The following is a 17,077-nucleotide window of genomic DNA, read 5'->3' as shown; positions in this document are numbered from 1 at the left end:
AAGGGAAGATGGAAGAAAGTTTTGAACAAAAGATAAAGAAGGCAATCGAGGGAGAAAAGAACGAATATAGTTCTTCTATCGAGAAATTGTCCGAAGCTCTTTCTATATCCTGGGCAAATCCTCCAAAGGAAATTTCTTTCGAAGAAATATATGAGAAGGCGCAATCAACTAAGATCGCCGTTTTCAGTAAGCCATTATTTTATAGTATAGCAGCGGCGGCAGCCATCCTTGTCGGGGCCTTTGGATTATTCATTTTACAAACTCCTAAAGCGCCTGCGCAAAATGAATATAACGTTTCCATAAGGAAAATTATCGGAAAGGCATATTTATTCTCCAAAGATTCAGAAAAACTTTTGGCATTAAATGAGGGAGAACTCGTAGGATATGGACAAAGGATCAGGACCGAAATAGGATCCAAACTTTTTCTATCAATTGCAAAAGGCGAAGGAATGATCCTAGGAGAGTCTACTGAACTCGAGATTTCTGAAGAGGGAAAACAATCTTTCAGACTTCGAGAAGGAAGTATTCTAGTTCATTTGCATAAAAATCTTAAGAAAGATGAATTTAGGATCTTTACGGAAACCGGATTGGTTGAAGTGAGAGGTACTAAGTTCGAAGTCAGAGAAAATTCCAAAGAAGGCACGATTGTTTCTGTCTTAGAAGGAAGGGTCGCTGCGAAGAGTGCTACCGAGCAAAATCGCGGTGAGCAGGTTTTAGAGCCTGGGCAAAAGATCAGGTTAGAGGTAAAAGGTTTTCAACGGTCTTTTCTTTCTGCAAACGAGCAAAAAGATCTAAACGTAAAGTTCTCTGAACTGCATGTAGATGAGATCCCTAGAAATTCTGAAAAAGCTTTTTCTAATAAGGAAGACTTGTTCAACGAATACCAAAGATTAGAAAGGGTAATACTTTCCGGAGGAGAAACTCTGGAAGGTGTGATCGTCGATATGGACGAAAATTTTATGTATTTGCAAACTCTTGAAAAGGAAATAAAGATCCAAAGAGATTCAGTAATGGAGGTGATTCAACTTCGCTAAAAACGAATTATTTTTGACATGCTGGGAATTTTAAAGAAATTCTACCAAAGAAGGCAAATTTCCATGTCCGAAGAAACAGCAAATCCATCTGCAAAACCCCCACGATACAAAAGACATCTTGCTAATTATCTAATCGACAAGGACTTCCAATTAAGGTTTTTCTTAAACTTCTCTTTATTGTTCATTTTTGGTCTATTACTCACACTTGGATTTCTATTTTGGATACATTCTACCAAGTATGATAAAGGAGTAGTTTTCCGACTACGCCAAGATACTGTAAAGGTCTATCAAAAAGGTTTTGAGATCGTAAATGGAGAAGAGAAGGATAAGTTTGTAGAGAAGGAACTTGCTCTTCCTGATTACGATCATGGGTTGGATCTTTTTACAATCCAGTTCAAAGGGATCCTTTTATTCTCCCTTTTGTATCTTTTACTTTCAGCGGTATTTGTTTTAGTGTATTCGCATAAAATGGCGGGTCCGATCTATAATATTAAAAAGAATTTAAAGTTACTTTTAGAAGGTAAAGATGTGGATAAAATTCGTATCCGAAGTGGAGACGAATTTCAAGACCTTGCAGATTTGCTAAATGAGTTAATCGATAAAAAGATTCACGGTAAAAAGAACTAAGGCACTTTAGATAATTATTAATAATGGCCGATCTTCCTTTGCGATCTTTCGGGCTATTTTTAAATTTGAATAGCCAAATTTGCTTCTTCTTTGATCATGCGGAACAAGTATGAAAGATATACTCGTTCCGGAAACTTCTCATATATTTCATAATTCCGATTCGAGAAAAATGGATCCACTTTCAGATGAAAGTGTCAATCTGGTGTTAACTTCTCCTCCATACCCGATGGTAGAAATGTGGGATGACCTTTTCAAAAGTTGGGACAAAAAAACGGAAGCTGCGCTTTTAAACGAATTCGGAAATGAAGCATTCGAATCCATGCATATTCAATTGGATAAGGTTTGGAAAGAATGTTTTCGAGTTCTAAAGCAGGGCGGCATTTTTCTTGTGAATATTGGAGATGCGACTAGAAGTATCGGCGGTGAGTTTAGTCTATTTTCGAATCATTCTCGGATTTTACAGGCTTGTCGTAACTTCGGCTTTGTTTCCCTTCCCGATATCCTATGGAGAAAGCAAACCAATTCTCCGACAAAATTTATGGGCTCTGGGATGTTCCCCGTAGGGGCGTATGTGACCTATGAGCACGAATATATTTTGGTTTTCCGGAAAGGCGGTTTGAGAAAGTTTTCGAAAATAGAGACGGAGTTACGACGGAATAGTGCATTCTTTTGGGAAGAACGAAATGTTTGGTTTTCCGACGTATGGGATCTGAAAGGTGAGAGACAGATTTTTAAGGACGTAGGAGCTTCGCGGGAAAGAACGGCGGCTTTCCCATTAGACTTTGCTTATCGTTTGGTCAATATGTTCTCCATAAAAGGAGATACCGTCTTAGATCCGTTTTTGGGCACTGGGACGACTTCTCTTGCAGCCTTACTTTCTTCCAGAAACAGTATTGGTTATGATTTAGATACAGGTATTCTCGAAATTGCCAGAAAAAAGCTTTTGGGAGCAAAGGGAATTTCGTCGAAGCTACTACAAAATAGAATGCAAAGTCATTTCGATTTTATCGCAGATAGAGAGAAACAAGGGAAAGAAAATTCTCATGAGAACAAATACTATAAAATGCCAGTAATTACTTCTCAAGAGGCAGAATTGACCTTTGAAATGGTCGAATCTATTTCCGAAAAGGAAAATGTTTCTATCTTCGCACAATATTCTCGATATAATCACTGATTTTAGCTGAAAAACTTCGGTTTAAATTGTTGATAATATCGAAGCATTAGTAGATTCTTTTTGTCTTCGACATATAAAGTATAATTTCAAGGAACCTTCTTCGCATGAGATCTCGAGCATTTGCATTTTTCTTGGTTGTTTTTTCATTTTTGAGTGTTTTTCAATCTTCGCTTTTTGCTGGAGAAGAAATTGCGATTGTTCTCTTTGTAGTGGGCGATGTGCAAGGTATCCAAGATGGCAAAAAAATTGCTTTAAAGAAAAATTCTATTTTGAAGAAGCAAGATGAGTTAGAAACCAAAGACGGCAAGATCGATTTACAAATTGGGCCCGCCGCTGTAGTTCGGATCGCAGCTTTCACAAAGATTCGAATTGCGGAGTTGAGTTCTGATAAGAAAGAGAATAAGTCAAAGTTAGAGCTTGTTTCCGGCAAGGTTTTTGCTCGAGTGGATAAAGGATCTAAAAAAGAAGATTTTACGATTACTTCGCCTTCCTATAACGCGGGGGTTCGAGGGACACAATTTGTAGTAAGTGAAGAAAACGATTCGACGCGCAAGAACAATCCTGAAAATGAAGATTCTGATATTCCGAATGGGATCTTTGTTAAAGAGGGCGAAGTCGGAGTTACTACTGGGACAGGGCAAAATCTCTCCTTAAGGAAGGATGAAGAAGCTGTAGTATCTCCACAAGGTTTATTAAAACAGCCCCTTGAAGAGTTTATGCGGGAGAAAATGAAGATCCTCGATGGCTTCAAAAAAATCATGGAGGAAAATTATAAAATTTTAAGGGATCAGAAATTACAAAATCAGGAATTATTGAATCAGACTAAACAGGATATTTAATAATCTTACTGTAGTATCTTAGACAAAATAGAAAAATTTTCATTTTTTCGCGCGCACTTCATGCGAATGGAGACACGAAAATTGAATGATATCTACAGTTTTTCAAACCGAAAATCTCAAAAGAAGAGGAAAGATCGTTAAGCATCCTTTTCCATCTACCGCTCTAATTCCAGAAACTCTATGGAAGCAGATTCCGTATGAAAGTAAAAAGAATTTTCCCAAATATTTAGCATCTCTACAAAAGAAATATAACCTGCTCATTCAATCTCAAAGATATTTGGGTAGAAGCCCATTGAGAACATCTTTCCAGCAAAAAGGGCAAAGTTTGATCCGCTATAGCTATAGACCAAAGGAAGAAAGCTACCAAGAGCTTCGGAGTTTGGCCTTAGCACATGGCGTTTCGATGAATTACATTATTACTTTGATGATTCAGTGGGAATTATTGGAGATAAGCAAAAGAATTCTTTCTTATTTTTGGAGAAAACTCGATCCTCCATCTTCTAAGATCTTAGATGCTCGAAGAGTTTTGAATTTAGAGAAGCGGGAAATTATAATTCAGCTGATCGGTTGGCCACGCAGATTCCTTCTGGAGAGGGGATCACCGAGATGGGCTTAGGTGGAGTGCTTACCGTATGAGACATAAAATAGCTATATTTTCTTCTATTTTTACTTGAAGAAATCAAGATATCTTGATATCTTGTGTTTGAAAGCTTATGGCATTGCGTGATTTGGAAATTGATCGAGAGTCTCCTGTTTCTTATGAAGCTGGGGATTATCAGCAGCTTAAAAATGATGGCTCTCCAAATCGCGACATTCTTTTAGCCATTAAGGCTTTGGCTGACGAAACGCGTATTCGTATTTTAAGAATACTATCTATTGCTCCTTTGAATGTTCAAGAAATCACAGAAGTCTTAGATATGGGGCAATCTAGGATCTCTCGGCATTTGAAAATATTAGCTGATGCAGGATTTCTGTCGTCTCTCCGAGAGGGATCTTGGGTTTATTACAGTCCGAAACTTTCAAATAATGAATTTTTGGATTTTGCAGCAGATTTTCATTCTTTACTTTTGAAGTTTGAGAAAGGGCTGCCTTATTCGGAGCAAGACTTTACGAAAACAAAACATGTTCTGAAGTTAAGAGATTTGAAAAGGTCAAAATACTTTGATGATGTTGCTCGAAATTGGGAAAGTATTCAAAGTAACGTCTTAGATCCTGTTCTTTATAGAAACAAAATTCTAGATTTATTACCTGATCAATCTAGTCGTATCTTAGACTTGGGTTGCGGCCCCGGCGGGTTAATTCCATATCTCTTAATGAAGAGTACGGAAGTCATTGGGATCGATTCTTCTGAACAAATGATCAATGAGGCCAAATCTGCCTTTTTAAACAATCCGCAAGTACATCTTTTGAGATCCGAAATTGAAACTCTGCCTGAAAATTTAACTCAGACGGCCGATTCTGTCGTAGCTTCGATGGTATTACATCACTTATCAAGCCCACCTCAAGCTATGAAAGAGATTCATAAAGTTTTAAAGGATGATGGCGTTTTTATAATCGTAGATCTACTAAAGCATAACCAGGAAATTATGCGCGATAATTTTGCCGACTTATGGCTTGGGTTTGAGTCGGAACTTCTCAAGGATTGGTTACAACATACGGGTTTCAATCTAGAGTCTATTGAGGAGATAGAATCTCAGAAATACTTCAAGGTATTAATAATTAAAGCTAAGAAAAGAGGAGGACTTTAATGTCCGCTACAATACAAGATAAAGGTTTAAAATATAAGGTAAAAGACATTTCACTCGCGGATTGGGGACGCGAGGAAATTATTCTGGCAGAGAAAGAAATGCCAGGATTGATGTCTTTGCGCAAAGAATATAAAGGTAAACAACCTTTGAAAGGAGCTCGCATCGCAGGTTCTCTTCACATGACAATTCAAACTGCTGTTTTGATTGAGACCCTTACCGAATTGGGAGCTGAAGTTCGCTGGTCTTCCTGTAATATTTTTTCTACTCAAGATCATGCAGCTGCCGCGATTGCAAAATCAGGCGTTCCAGTCTTTGCATGGAAAGGGGAGACTGAAGAAGAATATTGGTGGTGTGTTGAGCAAACTCTATTCTTTGAAGATGGAAAAGGCCCGAATATGATCCTGGACGACGGTGGCGATTTGACTATGTACGTTCACGAAAAATATCCACAACTTCTCGCTGAGATCAAAGGGGTTTCTGAAGAAACTACTACAGGAGTAAAAGGTCTCGAAAAACTCCTGAAGAAGGGCGAACTGAAACTTCCTGCAATCAACGTGAACGATTCCGTTACAAAGTCGAAATTCGACAATCTATATGGTTGCCGCGAATCTTTGGCAGACGGGATCAAACGTGCGACTGACGTAATGTTAGCTGGAAAAGCCGCTTTAGTTTGTGGATATGGCGATGTTGGTAAAGGATCTGCTGCTTCTTTACGCAATTTCGGTGCAAGGGTGATCGTGACAGAAATCGATCCAATTTGTGCTCTTCAAGCTGTAATGGAAGGATACCAAGTTCTAAGAGTAGAAGACGCGATCGAATTCGTGGATATTGTAGTAACTGCGACCGGAAACGACGACATTATCTCTCTTGAAAATATGAAAGCAATGAAAGACGGCGCGATCCTTTGTAATATCGGCCACTTCGATACAGAGATCCAAATGTCCAGACTCAATTCAGAGAAAGGTGTTATCAAAAAGGAGATCAAACCTCAGGTAGATAAATACACCTTCCCGAATGGAAGATCGATTATCGTTCTTGCTGAAGGTCGTCTGGTTAACTTAGGTTGCGCGACTGGTCACCCGTCTTTCGTGATGTCTTGTTCCTTCACAAACCAAGTTCTTGCTCAAATCGAACTTTGGAACAATAAATACGAGATCGGAGTCTATAGACTACCGAAGAAGTTGGACGAAAAAGTCGCGGCTCTACACTTAGAGCAACTCGGCGTTCGTTTGACCGAATTAAATGCGAAACAAGCTGAGTATATCGGAGTTCCAATAGAAGGACCGTATAAACCAGAACATTATCGCTATTAAGCAACAAGGGAGAAGTTGTGGCATACGTAGTGACCGAACCTTGTGTCGGGTGTAAAATTACTTACTGTGCCGCAGCTTGCCCGGTGGAAGCTTTTAGAGAAGCGAAAAGTTATTTAATCATTGATCCGGACATTTGTATCAATTGTAACGATTGTTTACGCGAATGTCCGGTGAATGCCATATACCCGGAGGATGAGGTTCCGGTAATGTGGAAGGGCTGGATCGATCTAAATGCAAAAGAGTCGAAAAAAATGCCCATGATCAATGACCTTAAAAAACCTCTATTAGATAAAGACTGCAATATTAAAGAATTATGAAAAACAGATTTCCCGTATATACGAATCCTAAGGCTCAAGAGCTTCTGAAATTATTAGAAGAAAGAATCCTCGTTCTTGATGGTGCTATGGGAACTATGATCCAGAGATATAGCCTTGGAGAAGAGGACTTTAGGGATCATCGATTAAAGGATCACCCTTCTGCACTAAAGGGGAATAACGATCTTTTGGTAATTACGAAACCTGAAATTATCGAAGAAATACATTATAAATTTTTAGAAGCCGGAGCGAATATTTTAGAAACAAACACATTCAGCTCCAATAGTATCTCTCAAGCGGATTATAATGCGGAAGCATATGTAGATGAGATGAACCGAAAGGCAGTCCGAGTCGCCCGTTCTGCAATGGAGAGGTTTGCGAAAACCCATCCGGACCAACCTTTGTTTCTCGCTGGTTCTATTGGACCTACAACTAGGACCGCTTCTCTTTCTCCTGACGTAAATAATCCTGCATTCAGAGCGGTGACCTTTGACGAATTGGTAGAAGCATTTTACGAACAAGTGCGTGCATTGGTGGAAGAGGGAGTCGATATTCTTCTTTCCGAAACGAACATTGACACTTTGAATTTAAAAGCGATCATCGTAGCGATTGAAAACGTATTCAAAGATTTGAATGTACGGATCCCGGTCTCTCTCTCGGTAACGATCACAGATGCTTCCGGAAGGACTTTGTCCGGACAGACTATAGAAGCATTTTATAATTCTATCTATCATGCAAATCCGCTGTCTGTCGGGATTAACTGTGCCTTAGGCGCAGGAGAAATGAGGCCTTATATCGAGGAATTATCCAGAATTTCAGGCTGTTATATTAGTTGTTATCCAAATGCGGGTTTACCGAATGCGTTCGGAGGGTATGACCAAACTCCAGAAGAATTCGGCCAGTATATAAACGATTTCTCTTCTCAAGGCTGGCTGAATATAGCCGGCGGTTGTTGCGGAACTACTCCTGAACATATTAATGCAGGAGCAAAGGCAGTTCAGGGTAAAAAACCTAGGATTATTCCAAGTATAGAAGGTAAAACGAAACTATCCGGATTAGAACCTTTGAATATAGATGAGGCAACCGGATTCGTCTTGATAGGAGAGAGAACGAACGTAACCGGTTCTCCGAAATTTAAAAAACTGATCTTAGAAGGAAACTTCGAAGAAGCTGTTTCTGTTGCGCTTCAACAAGTGGAAGCTGGGGCAAACGTTATCGATATCAATTTCGATGAGGCTCTATTGGATGGAGAAGCTTCCATGAGAGAATTCCTGAATTTGATCGCGGTGGAACCGGATATAGCAAAGGTTCCGTTTATGGTCGATAGTTCTAAATGGTCTGTCTTGGAAACAGGTTTGAAATGTATCCAAGGAAAACCGATCGTAAACTCTATTTCCTTAAAAGAAGGAGAAGAAAAATTTCTTCAACAAGCTCGTATAGTAAAGATGTACGGAGCCTCTGTGATCGTAATGGCGTTCGACGAGCAAGGGCAGGCTGCTACGAAGGACGATAAGGTTCGCATTTGCAAGAGAGCTTATGATCTTCTCGTAGAAAAAGCGGAGTTTTCCCCATACGATATTATTTTCGATCCGAACATTCTTACCGTAGGAACAGGAATTGAAGAGCATAATAATTATGCGGTAGATTTTATAGAAGCCATCAAAGAAATTAAAGTCCTTTGTCCTGGCGCAAAGATTAGCGGAGGATTGAGTAATATTTCTTTCTCTTTCCGTGGTAATAATCCGGTGCGTGAGGCAATGCACTCCGCTTTCTTATTCCATGCGATCAAAGCCGGAATGGATATGGCCATTGTAAATGCAGGTATGCTTGCAGTTTATGAAGAAATTCCTAAAGATCTTTTAGAGCGTGTAGAAGATGTACTTCTAAATAGAAGATCCGATGCTACAGAAAGATTGATTGAATTCGCAGAATCTTTCAAGTCTGGTGGCAAGGTTGAAAAGAAAGAAGAGGCCTGGAGAGAAGGTACTGTAGAACAAAGATTAGAATATTCTCTCGTAAAAGGAATTGTAGAATATATCGATCAGGATACGGAAGAAGCCAGATTAAAATACGATAAACCGTTACAGGTGATCGAAGGGCCTTTAATGGATGGAATGAGGGTCGTAGGCGATTTGTTCGGATCTGGTAAAATGTTCCTACCACAGGTTGTAAAGAGTGCTCGGGTAATGAAAAAATCCGTAGCTTATCTATTGCCGTACATGGAAGAAGAAAATCGTAAACAGGCGCAGGCATCCACTAAACAAAAATTCCTGATCGCTACTGTAAAAGGAGACGTTCACGATATCGGAAAGAATATCGTAGCAGTCGTTCTTGCATGCAATAATTACGAAGTAATTGATCTTGGCGTGATGGTTCCTTGCGAAAAGATATTAGAGGAAGCAAAGAAAGAAAAGGTGAATATCATCGGATTGTCGGGATTGATCACTCCTTCTTTAGATGAAATGGTCCATGTCGCAGCCGAGATGAAACGTACTGGTTTCGATATTCCTCTTTTGATAGGAGGAGCGACTACAAGTTCTGCACATACTGCCGTAAAAATTTCAGAAAAGTATGACCAGCCGGTTGTTCATGTTCTAGATGCTTCCAGGGTTGTGAACGTTGTAGGAAAACTTCTAAACCCTTCTCTAAAAGAAGATTATATAAAACAGATCCGGGAAGAACAAAAGACCCAGAGAGAGATTTATTTTAATACCAGAAGTGATCGTAAGTTAGTTTCCATTGAAGATGCAAGAGAGAATAAATACGTAACCGATTGGAATGTAACCAAGGTTACAAAACCTAATTTTACAGGTGTTCGAGTCTTTGATAACGAAATTACTTTAGAAGAATTACTTCCTTATATCGATTGGTCTCCATTCTTCCAGGCATGGGAATTAAAAGGACGTTTCCCATCCATCTTGGAAAGTGAAACATACGGTAAGCAGGCGAAAGAACTTTATAAAGACGCTCAAAAACTACTAGAAGATATCATTTCTAATAAAAGGTATAGAACAAGGGGCGTGATCGGGATCTTCCCCGCAAATAGTGTGGGAGATGATATTGAGGTTTATGAAGATGAAACCAGAACTAAAGTAAAAACGGTATTTCATACTCTTCGTCAACAGATCAGCAAAGAAGATAAAGATGAGCCTAACTATTGTTTGGCGGATTATATTGCTCCGAAAGAAAGCGGGATTGCCGATTACATAGGCGGATTTGCTGTTACAGCTGGGCATGGGGTAGAAGAGTTTGCTTCCTTGTTCGATTCTCGTTTAGATGATTATAATTCCATTATGGCGAAAGCCTTAGGTGATCGTTTTGCAGAGGCTTTTGCAGAATACATGCACTTGAAGATCCGGAAGGAAATTTGGGGATATGTTTCGGATGAGAACCTTTCTGCCGAGGAATTGATCCGAGAGCGTTACCAAGGTATCCGTCCTGCCGCAGGTTACCCTGCGAGCCCGGATCATACTGAAAAAAGGACCTTATTCGATCTATTGGAAGTAGAGAAGAATACCGGAATTTCTCTTACGGAACATTTTGCTATGATGCCTGCAAGTTCGGTAAGCGGTCTTTATTTTGCGCACCCGGATTCTAAATATTTTGCCGTGGCAAAAATTAATAAGGACCAGATCCAAGAATACGCCAAAAGAAAGGGAATGGATATTACTGAGGTGGAAAGATGGCTTTCTCCGAATCTCGCTTACGATCCCATTGAGGCAGTTTCGAGAGTCTAATCTTTAATGAAATCTTTTGTCGAAGTTACTACAAATCCGATCCATCCTGAATATAAGGATGTATCTACTCCAGGAACGGAATTTCCCTTCCATCCTTGGTTGGCGTCGAAGGTTCGAGAAAAATTAGGCAGGGAAGATCTCCGTTTGCAGTTAAGTGAAATTAGCTGCGAGGAGCCTTCTTGTCCGGTTACCGAGACTCGGATTGAGGTAATTGATACGAATTCCGGGAAAACCGTTTCCTTCTTAAGATTTGGCCGTAAAAAAGAGCAAATTAATAAACTGGACCTGGAACTTTCCCTTAGAAAAAGCCGGAATCTGTAGTAACTTCGACCAAAAACCCCATCGCAGGCCGGGAGAACCCTCTAAAAGCGTCGAAGCTACTACAAAAATCAATTCAAAACGAACCCAGCAATCGCCTTCTCAAAATTTGCCTTCTCTTTCTCGAATTGGCTTTCTAAAGTGAAAGTGGAAAATTGTAGAGAGCCGAAAGACCCGCTCGTTACGAAGGAATAAAAAATAAATCTTAAACCTTTGATCTGGGCAGTATAGGTGACCATTTTACCGGGCACCTTATTGACTGAGCAGTCCTCGATATTCAGGATCCTTGCATCCGGATCCGTCTTAGTTACATTTAATAAAACCAATTCTGCAAAAGCGTCTATAGGGACTTCCAGACCTTCGTAAATGACTAGAGCATTTCCTGTTCTGGATTCGTTCACAAAATGGAACTCAGCAAATTCATGATTTTCAGTGATACTTGTCCACTGTGCAGAATTATAATAAACCGAATAAACCCCTGATTTACTTTTGATTACACTAGTCTGATCCGCAGATTTGACGATAGATCTGCCGGTAGTTATTTTTTTATTAGGATCCGGTTTTTGATCGGGTGCATACTGCCAGGTAAAGTTATCCTTTAATAAAACTTTTTTACCATTTTTTGTGTAAACAACCTCATCAGCAAAAAGGGCTGAAATTCCGGATAATAATATCAACAATAGGAACTTTTTCATTGGTATTTCTCCATTAAATGGGCATGAGAGTATATTAAAAAAGAATAATATTATTTTTGAAGGCTTGGAGAACTGTCGGAAAACTTGTATTTTACCCCTAACATACCTTGGATCTCAGGAGTAAGCAAACCGTCCGTGTTCGGAAATGGTTGGTGAAGAGGTAATCTTACCAAACCTTCGAAGCTTAGGTTTTTTGTAGAAATGGAAAAACCCGGATTTACGTAGTATTCGTAACCTTGTTGCCAACCCTTAAATGCTTGGGGAGCTTCTATAGGTAATAAACTTTTGTCGTTAAATCGTTTGATCCCGGAAACCTGTAGAAAAAAATCCATCTTGTTCAAACTGCTTGAATTAGAAATAAGAGAGTAACTGATCCCGATCGAAGACTTTGCCGATTCTGGGATCGCCAAACCTACGTTATTACCGGCCATTCTCCAACCTAGATCCATTTGGATCCCGGCTCTTCCGAGCAAGTATCCGAATAAAAGATTCCCGGCTTGGTTATCTACACCTCTAGAAAGATTCGAACCTAGACCGGGCATTACGGAAGAAGTCGCTCTTACATCGGTCAAAGAATCGAAGGCTCTTCTTTCCGTATTAGCTCCTACATAAGCTTCCGATTTTGGGTCCTTATTCTGGCCCATACTTAAGGCCATTACGAAAACTTCTTCTCTACCAAGCGCAGGATATAATGCGAAAAATTCTCTTTTTTGCATATGAACACGAGGCTGGCCAGGTAATTTAGAAGTCACTCCGGGAACTGTCTCGAAAGAGTTCGTTTCAGTAGGAAGATATTCTCTAAACACTTTCATTTCATAAGGATATTTGAATGTAAGCGCGGAAAGAAATTGGACCTTGGTTTCTTCTTTAGGGATTTCTTTTTCAGAAGGATGGATTTCGGAAAATAAGGCCTTATTTTTAGAAAAATTGTCGAAAGAATCCCAGAAAAAAGTAGAACTGTTTTCTCCGTAGATTACGGAAAGGCTTGCGACAAAGGGGAAAAACACTTGGACAAGTGCGGGGAAGGTTTTTCTGAAAATAGACCCTCTGCGTTTCGGACGAGATTTGGAGTCATATGTCATCTTCGTCTTTCTCATCCTACTAATATTGATATATGACGGAATAATCTAGTTTGCCAATGAAAATTCCTTTATATTTGTCAAAAAATCCACCTTTCGAGAATTCATTTGGAATTAGGAAAAATGAACACAGAGATTAGAAATTTCGGGCCCTGTAAAATAGAGAGCCCCGCTGCTTATGAATATTATACACCCGATGAATCTAAGGTAGTCTTTAAGACCGTTTTTGAAACTGAAGACAATTGGAAGGAATATCTCGGCTCCGGAGCAGAGTTCTTCGAACAAGCAGGACCTAGAAAGAAGATCTATTTCGATCCAAAGGAAGTAACTGCAGGGATCGTTACTTGTGGGGGCTTATGTCCTGGGATCAACGATGTGATCCGAGGCATCGTGATGGAATTAAATTATAGATATGGGGTAAAACGGATCCTCGGATTTCCATACGGTTACCAAGGTTTAGTCAAAAAGTTCGATCATAAACCCATTGAGTTGAATCCTGAGAATGTAGCACATATAGGAAGGGATGGTGGAACAATACTCGCTTCTTCCAGGGGTAATCAAAACGCCTCAGACATGGTAGATCGGCTCTCCTTATATGGAGTGAAAATGTTATTTTGTATCGGGGGGGACGGAACTCTTAGAGGCGTAAAAGAGATCGTAAAAGAGATAGATAGAAGGGGAGAAGAGATCTCTGTTGTAGGAGTTCCTAAGACGATAGACAACGATATCAATTATGTTCAAAAGACATTCGGATTTTCTACCGCATTCTCCAAAGCAATGGAAGCGGTTGAATGTGCCCATGTGGAAGCAAAAGGCGCTCCGAATGGGATCGGGGTTGTAAAATTAATGGGAAGACATTCAGGATTCATCGCGGTGAATGCCGCTCTTGCTTCTCAAAACGTGAATTATTGTCTGATCCCTGAAGTGGATTTTGATCTACATGGAAAAGGTGCATTCTTAGATATTTTGAAAGAAAGGATCCTGAAAAGAAAACATGCAGTGATCATAGTAGCAGAAGGAGCGGGGCAAAAGTTTTTCGGCAAAACGGAAGAAAGGGATGCTTCCGGGAATTTGAAACTAGGAGATATCGGGGTTTATCTCAAAAATTCCATCCAGGACTTCTTCAAATCGGAGAAGATTGAGACGAACGTAAAATACATCGACCCTAGTTATATCATTCGTTCAATTCCCGCAAATCCGGAAGATTCTATTTTCTGCGGGTTTTTAGCCCAGAATGCGGTGCATGCAGGAATGGCCGGTAAAACGGATCTGGTCATAGGTATTTGGAATAATGTGTTCACACATCTTCCTATCGATATTGCGATCCAGGAAAGAAAAGTACTACAACCTACTAGGAGTACTTTATGGAGGACCTTACTTGCATCGACCGGTCAGCCCGCTCATATGGTGGCGGAATAGTAGAAAAATCTAATTGAGTCGGACCATTACCAGAGTGTAATCGTCATGAGGATCCGCTTCACCTCGGAAAGCATCCGTGGTATCTAAAATTAGTTCTTTTAGATTTTCCACAGGCATGTCCCCGTTCCTTTCGATCAGTTTGGCGAGGTTTTCTAGAGAATACATTTCTCCGGCTTCGTTGTTGGTCTCGCTTACCCCGTCCGTATACAGAACCAAAAGATCTCCCGGTTGGTATTCTACCTCATGCTCTTCTATCTCGGACTCTTTGATCCCGAGTGGCATTCCTTTTCCGGAAAGAAGATGCACCTTCTTCTCTTTTGCCTTATATAATAATTGCTCATTATGACCTGCACTTGAATAGCGGATCCTTTTTTTGAGCATATTGATCCGAGTGAGCATCACAGTTACGAACATGAAATAACCGGACTTCTCCTGGATGATCCGATTCGCTCCCATCAAACTAATACTTGTAGAAGAATTACGAGCGACTTCGCCCGCTATAATCGTTTTAGAAAATTCCATGAATAACGCAGCAGCGATCCCTTTTCCGGAAACGTCTGCGATCAAGATACTTACTTCGTCAGGATTATGATAGATTAGATCATAAAAATCTCCACCGATCTCTTTAGATGCAGTGTAGGAAGTTTCGATCTCCAAAAGATGCATCTTTTTAGGAATATTCGGAAGAGAGTTCAACTGGATCTGAGAAGCGATCTGCATATCTCTTCTGATAGAAGTAAGTTTCTCTTTTTGATTCTTAGCAAGTAAGCTATTATAAGCCTCTGCAATCTGATTCGAGATCGTACTTAAGATGGAAAGATCCTGGTAAGAAAAACTATCCCCACTTATTTTATCCGCAGCGTTTAAAACTCCGATGATAGTCCCGTCTTGTTTGATCGGAACGGAAACGAAGGATCTGGTCTTATAACGATTCGGGTTTAGAAGGTCAGGATTAATATCCGTTTGCCCTTGTACTAAAAGTGCTTTTCCTTGTGCGAGGATCTCGCTTAGGATCCCTCTGGATTCGTCCACAAGATGAGACTCTTCTTCCAAACTGAAACCTATGGATTTGGAAAGTTCGAATGCTTTCGTTCTAGGATTTTGGAAGATCAAAGAAACTCTCTCCGCGCCTAAAACATCCGAAATAGAGTTTACCGTAAGATTTAAGAATTGATCCAGCTCGCTGATATTTGAGATCGCCTGGCTAATCTGATAAAGACAGTCTAATTCTCTTGCTCTGTCTTTTAAGTCCCGGATCAATCTTCTATTCCGGATCGCGATCGCAGCAAGATCGGAAAGATATTCTAATATTTTAATATCTTTATTTGTGAATTCAGGTCTTTCCAAAGAGTTGACCGCTTCCAGAACTCCTTGGATCTCTCCTTGTGCCTTCATCGGAACGCAGATCAGGTTTTTTGTAGTAAATCCTACCGCGTCGTCTATGTTTCTATAAATTCTAGGATCGTTTTCAGCATCGTTTACGATCACAGGTTCCAGACTTTCCAGAACCATTCCTGCAATCCCTTTCCCTCTAGGGACTTTTAACTCTGTGAGGGATTCTCCCTTGTCTCCTTTTGCAACTTGGAAGACCAGGCAGTCTTCTTCTCTATCATAAAGAAGAAGAGAACATCCTTCCGTATTTAGGACATCCTTTGTTGTTTCTATAATGATCCCTAAAAGTTCTTCCAGATCGTCCGTAGAGTTGATCCTGGCTGTGATGTCAGAGATGAGAGCTAGAGAGAGCTGTTTGAAACTCATTTGGTCCGGGAATACTTCTTTTTTTGAAAGATTTTCAAATCGGAGGGCTTATTCAAGCCCAAATCTCCTGCTTGTCAAGGAGATTCGAAACTTTCGGCTTTCTTTATAGACAGAGAGTTTTATTCGATTAAGGAACCGATTCCCTGGTCAGTGAAGATTTCGATCAGAATAGAATGAGGCACTCTTCCGTCAATAATATGAGTCCTTCTCACTCCCTGATCGATCGCGGAAAGGCAACAATCCACTTTCGGGATCATTCCTCCAGTAATATCACCTTTTCGAATATAATCTTTGACCAAGGCTCTGTTCAAACCTGTGACAAGTTTTCCATCGATCAGGATCCCGCTCGTGTCTGTAAGTAGGATAAGCTTTTCTGCCTTTAAGGCTCCGGCTAATTCTCCCGCAAAAGTATCCGCATTAATATTCAAAGATTCTCCGGATTCGGATTCCGCGACCGGAGAAATGACCGGGATAAAACCTTTTTCCATTAGAGAAAGAATGACTGTAGGATCTATTTTATCGATTTTTCCTACAAGGCCAACGTCCACGAGTTCGGAAGCTTTTCCTTCCACATCCACTTCTATTTTTGTTTTGGAAGCGACTGCCAGATTTCCGTCTTTTCCGGAAAGACCAACCGCGTTCCCACCTTCCTTATTGATCATGGAAACGATCTGCTTATTCACTTTACCAGTGAGGACCATTTCCACAACATCCATGGTTTCTGCATTGGTCACTCTATGACCGTGCACGAATTCAGTGGGAATATTCAGAGTTTCTAAGAGACGATTGATTTCCGGTCCACCACCATGCACGATGATCGGATGGATCCCTACATATTTAAGAAGAACAATATCTTTTGCAAAGGATTCCTTTAAGTCCGCCTTTGCCATCGCGGCCCCACCGTATTTGATGACCACGGTTTTCCCTGAGTATTTGGTGATATAGGGAAGGGCCTCCAGAATATTGTTGACCCTCTCGAAGGAATGTTCCATACCAAACAGAGAAATCAGTCCCCCTTTGTA

15 protein-coding genes are annotated in these 17,077 nt (G+C 40.3%); 11 read left to right on the top strand and 4 right to left on the bottom strand.

Annotated features, from left to right (window positions below; all coding sequences use genetic code 11):
* The first annotated feature begins 8 nt into the window (after positions 1–8).
* From EHQ64_RS17540 to EHQ64_RS17495, 10 genes are all read left to right on the top strand, one after another.
* On the top strand, positions 9–1,034 hold the full coding sequence (locus EHQ64_RS17540; protein ID WP_135651092.1) for a FecR domain-containing protein: 1,026 nt from the start codon (positions 9–11) through the stop codon (positions 1,032–1,034).
* A 63-nt stretch (positions 1,035–1,097) separates the two neighbouring features.
* Positions 1,098–1,661 carry a hypothetical protein gene (locus EHQ64_RS17535; protein ID WP_135651091.1) on the top strand — a complete coding sequence of 188 codons (564 nt, stop codon included), beginning with the start codon at positions 1,098–1,100 and terminating at the stop codon, positions 1,659–1,661.
* A gap of 109 nt (positions 1,662–1,770) precedes the next feature.
* Positions 1,771–2,835 (top strand): DNA-methyltransferase, encoded by a 1,065-nt coding sequence (locus EHQ64_RS17530; protein WP_135651090.1) that lies wholly within the window; start codon positions 1,771–1,773, stop codon positions 2,833–2,835.
* A gap of 104 nt (positions 2,836–2,939) precedes the next feature.
* Positions 2,940–3,674 carry a FecR family protein gene (locus tag EHQ64_RS17525; RefSeq protein ID WP_135651089.1) on the top strand — a complete coding sequence of 245 codons (735 nt, stop codon included), beginning with the start codon at positions 2,940–2,942 and terminating at the stop codon, positions 3,672–3,674.
* A gap of 85 nt (positions 3,675–3,759) precedes the next feature.
* Positions 3,760–4,290, top strand: a complete 531-nt coding sequence (locus EHQ64_RS17520; RefSeq protein WP_135651088.1) for a DUF1564 family protein — start codon at positions 3,760–3,762, stop codon at positions 4,288–4,290.
* 97 nt (positions 4,291–4,387) lie between these two features.
* Positions 4,388–5,422, top strand: a complete 1,035-nt coding sequence (locus EHQ64_RS17515; RefSeq protein ID WP_135651087.1) for an ArsR/SmtB family transcription factor — start codon at positions 4,388–4,390, stop codon at positions 5,420–5,422.
* Positions 5,422–6,735, top strand: coding sequence for an adenosylhomocysteinase (gene ahcY, locus EHQ64_RS17510; protein ID WP_135651086.1), 1,314 nt, complete (start codon positions 5,422–5,424; stop codon positions 6,733–6,735). Before EHQ64_RS17515 ends, ahcY begins: the two co-directional genes overlap by 1 nt.
* Positions 6,736–6,752: 17 nt before the next feature.
* Positions 6,753–7,052: a DUF362 domain-containing protein gene (locus tag EHQ64_RS17505; protein ID WP_135651085.1), complete on the top strand. Its 300-nt coding sequence runs from the start codon at positions 6,753–6,755 to the stop codon at positions 7,050–7,052.
* Positions 7,049–10,786: a methionine synthase gene (gene metH / locus EHQ64_RS17500; RefSeq protein ID WP_135651084.1), complete on the top strand. Its 3,738-nt coding sequence runs from the start codon at positions 7,049–7,051 to the stop codon at positions 10,784–10,786. The genes EHQ64_RS17505 and metH overlap by 4 nt, the downstream gene beginning before the upstream one ends.
* A 6-nt stretch (positions 10,787–10,792) precedes the next feature.
* The gene (locus tag EHQ64_RS17495) at positions 10,793–11,107 is read left to right on the top strand and encodes a hypothetical protein (RefSeq protein WP_135651083.1); all 315 of its coding nucleotides are present in this window, start codon (positions 10,793–10,795) and stop codon (positions 11,105–11,107) included.
* A gap of 68 nt (positions 11,108–11,175) precedes the next feature.
* On the opposite strand, the gene EHQ64_RS17490 is transcribed toward EHQ64_RS17495, so the two are convergent.
* Both EHQ64_RS17490 and EHQ64_RS17485 read right to left on the bottom strand, forming a co-directional pair.
* Positions 11,176–11,799, bottom strand: a complete 624-nt coding sequence (locus tag EHQ64_RS17490) for a DUF3157 family protein (protein ID WP_135651082.1) — start codon at positions 11,797–11,799, stop codon at positions 11,176–11,178.
* 50 nt (positions 11,800–11,849) lie between these two features.
* Positions 11,850–12,881 carry an LIC_20087 family outer membrane protein gene (locus tag EHQ64_RS17485; RefSeq protein ID WP_135651081.1) on the bottom strand — a complete coding sequence of 344 codons (1,032 nt, stop codon included), beginning with the start codon at positions 12,879–12,881 and terminating at the stop codon, positions 11,850–11,852.
* Positions 12,882–13,001: 120 nt separating this feature from the next.
* On the opposite strand from EHQ64_RS17485, the gene EHQ64_RS17480 reads away from it, so the two are divergent.
* Entirely contained in the window at positions 13,002–14,297 is a 1,296-nt protein-coding gene (locus EHQ64_RS17480; protein WP_135651080.1) for an ATP-dependent 6-phosphofructokinase, read from the top strand.
* A gap of 9 nt (positions 14,298–14,306) precedes the next feature.
* Here the strand turns inward: EHQ64_RS17480 and EHQ64_RS17475 are convergent, their stop codons facing one another.
* Positions 14,307–16,055 carry a GAF domain-containing SpoIIE family protein phosphatase gene (locus tag EHQ64_RS17475; RefSeq protein ID WP_135651079.1) on the bottom strand — a complete coding sequence of 583 codons (1,749 nt, stop codon included), beginning with the start codon at positions 16,053–16,055 and terminating at the stop codon, positions 14,307–14,309.
* 119 nt (positions 16,056–16,174) lie between these two features.
* A complete protein-coding gene (gene argB, locus EHQ64_RS17470; RefSeq protein ID WP_135651078.1) occupies positions 16,175–17,047 on the bottom strand; it encodes an acetylglutamate kinase in 873 nt (290 codons plus the stop codon).
* Between the last annotated feature and the right edge of the window lie 30 nt (positions 17,048–17,077).

This window comes from Leptospira sarikeiensis, from assembly GCF_004769615.1.
GTDB lineage: Bacteria > Spirochaetota > Leptospiria > Leptospirales > Leptospiraceae > Leptospira_B > Leptospira_B sarikeiensis.
The sequence above is the reverse complement of the archived record's forward strand: the minus strand, read 5'-3'. Positions and strand labels throughout refer to the sequence as shown.

Bases quoted from the DNA above. Each gene is read 5' to 3' on its own strand.
- EHQ64_RS17520 (WP_135651088.1), top strand. From the start codon at position 3,760: ATGATATCTACAGTTTTTCAAACCGAAAATCTCAAAAGAAGAGGAAAG.
- EHQ64_RS17540 (WP_135651092.1), top strand. From the start codon at position 9: ATGGAAGAAAGTTTTGAACAAAAGATAAAGAAGGCAATCGAGGGAGAA.
- EHQ64_RS17535 (WP_135651091.1), top strand. From the start codon at position 1,098: ATGTCCGAAGAAACAGCAAATCCATCTGCAAAACCCCCACGATACAAA.
- EHQ64_RS17475 (WP_135651079.1), bottom strand. From the start codon at position 16,055: ATGAGTTTCAAACAGCTCTCTCTAGCTCTCATCTCTGACATCACAGCC.
- EHQ64_RS17495 (WP_135651083.1), top strand. From the start codon at position 10,793: ATGAAATCTTTTGTCGAAGTTACTACAAATCCGATCCATCCTGAATAT.
- EHQ64_RS17515 (WP_135651087.1), top strand. From the start codon at position 4,388: ATGGCATTGCGTGATTTGGAAATTGATCGAGAGTCTCCTGTTTCTTAT.
- ahcY (WP_135651086.1), top strand. From the start codon at position 5,422: ATGTCCGCTACAATACAAGATAAAGGTTTAAAATATAAGGTAAAAGAC.
- EHQ64_RS17525 (WP_135651089.1), top strand. From the start codon at position 2,940: ATGAGATCTCGAGCATTTGCATTTTTCTTGGTTGTTTTTTCATTTTTG.
- EHQ64_RS17490 (WP_135651082.1), bottom strand. From the start codon at position 11,799: ATGAAAAAGTTCCTATTGTTGATATTATTATCCGGAATTTCAGCCCTT.
- EHQ64_RS17480 (WP_135651080.1), top strand. From the start codon at position 13,002: ATGAACACAGAGATTAGAAATTTCGGGCCCTGTAAAATAGAGAGCCCC.
- metH (WP_135651084.1), top strand. From the start codon at position 7,049: ATGAAAAACAGATTTCCCGTATATACGAATCCTAAGGCTCAAGAGCTT.
- EHQ64_RS17485 (WP_135651081.1), bottom strand. From the start codon at position 12,881: ATGACATATGACTCCAAATCTCGTCCGAAACGCAGAGGGTCTATTTTC.
- EHQ64_RS17530 (WP_135651090.1), top strand. From the start codon at position 1,771: ATGAAAGATATACTCGTTCCGGAAACTTCTCATATATTTCATAATTCC.
- argB (WP_135651078.1), bottom strand. From the start codon at position 17,047: ATGGAACATTCCTTCGAGAGGGTCAACAATATTCTGGAGGCCCTTCCC.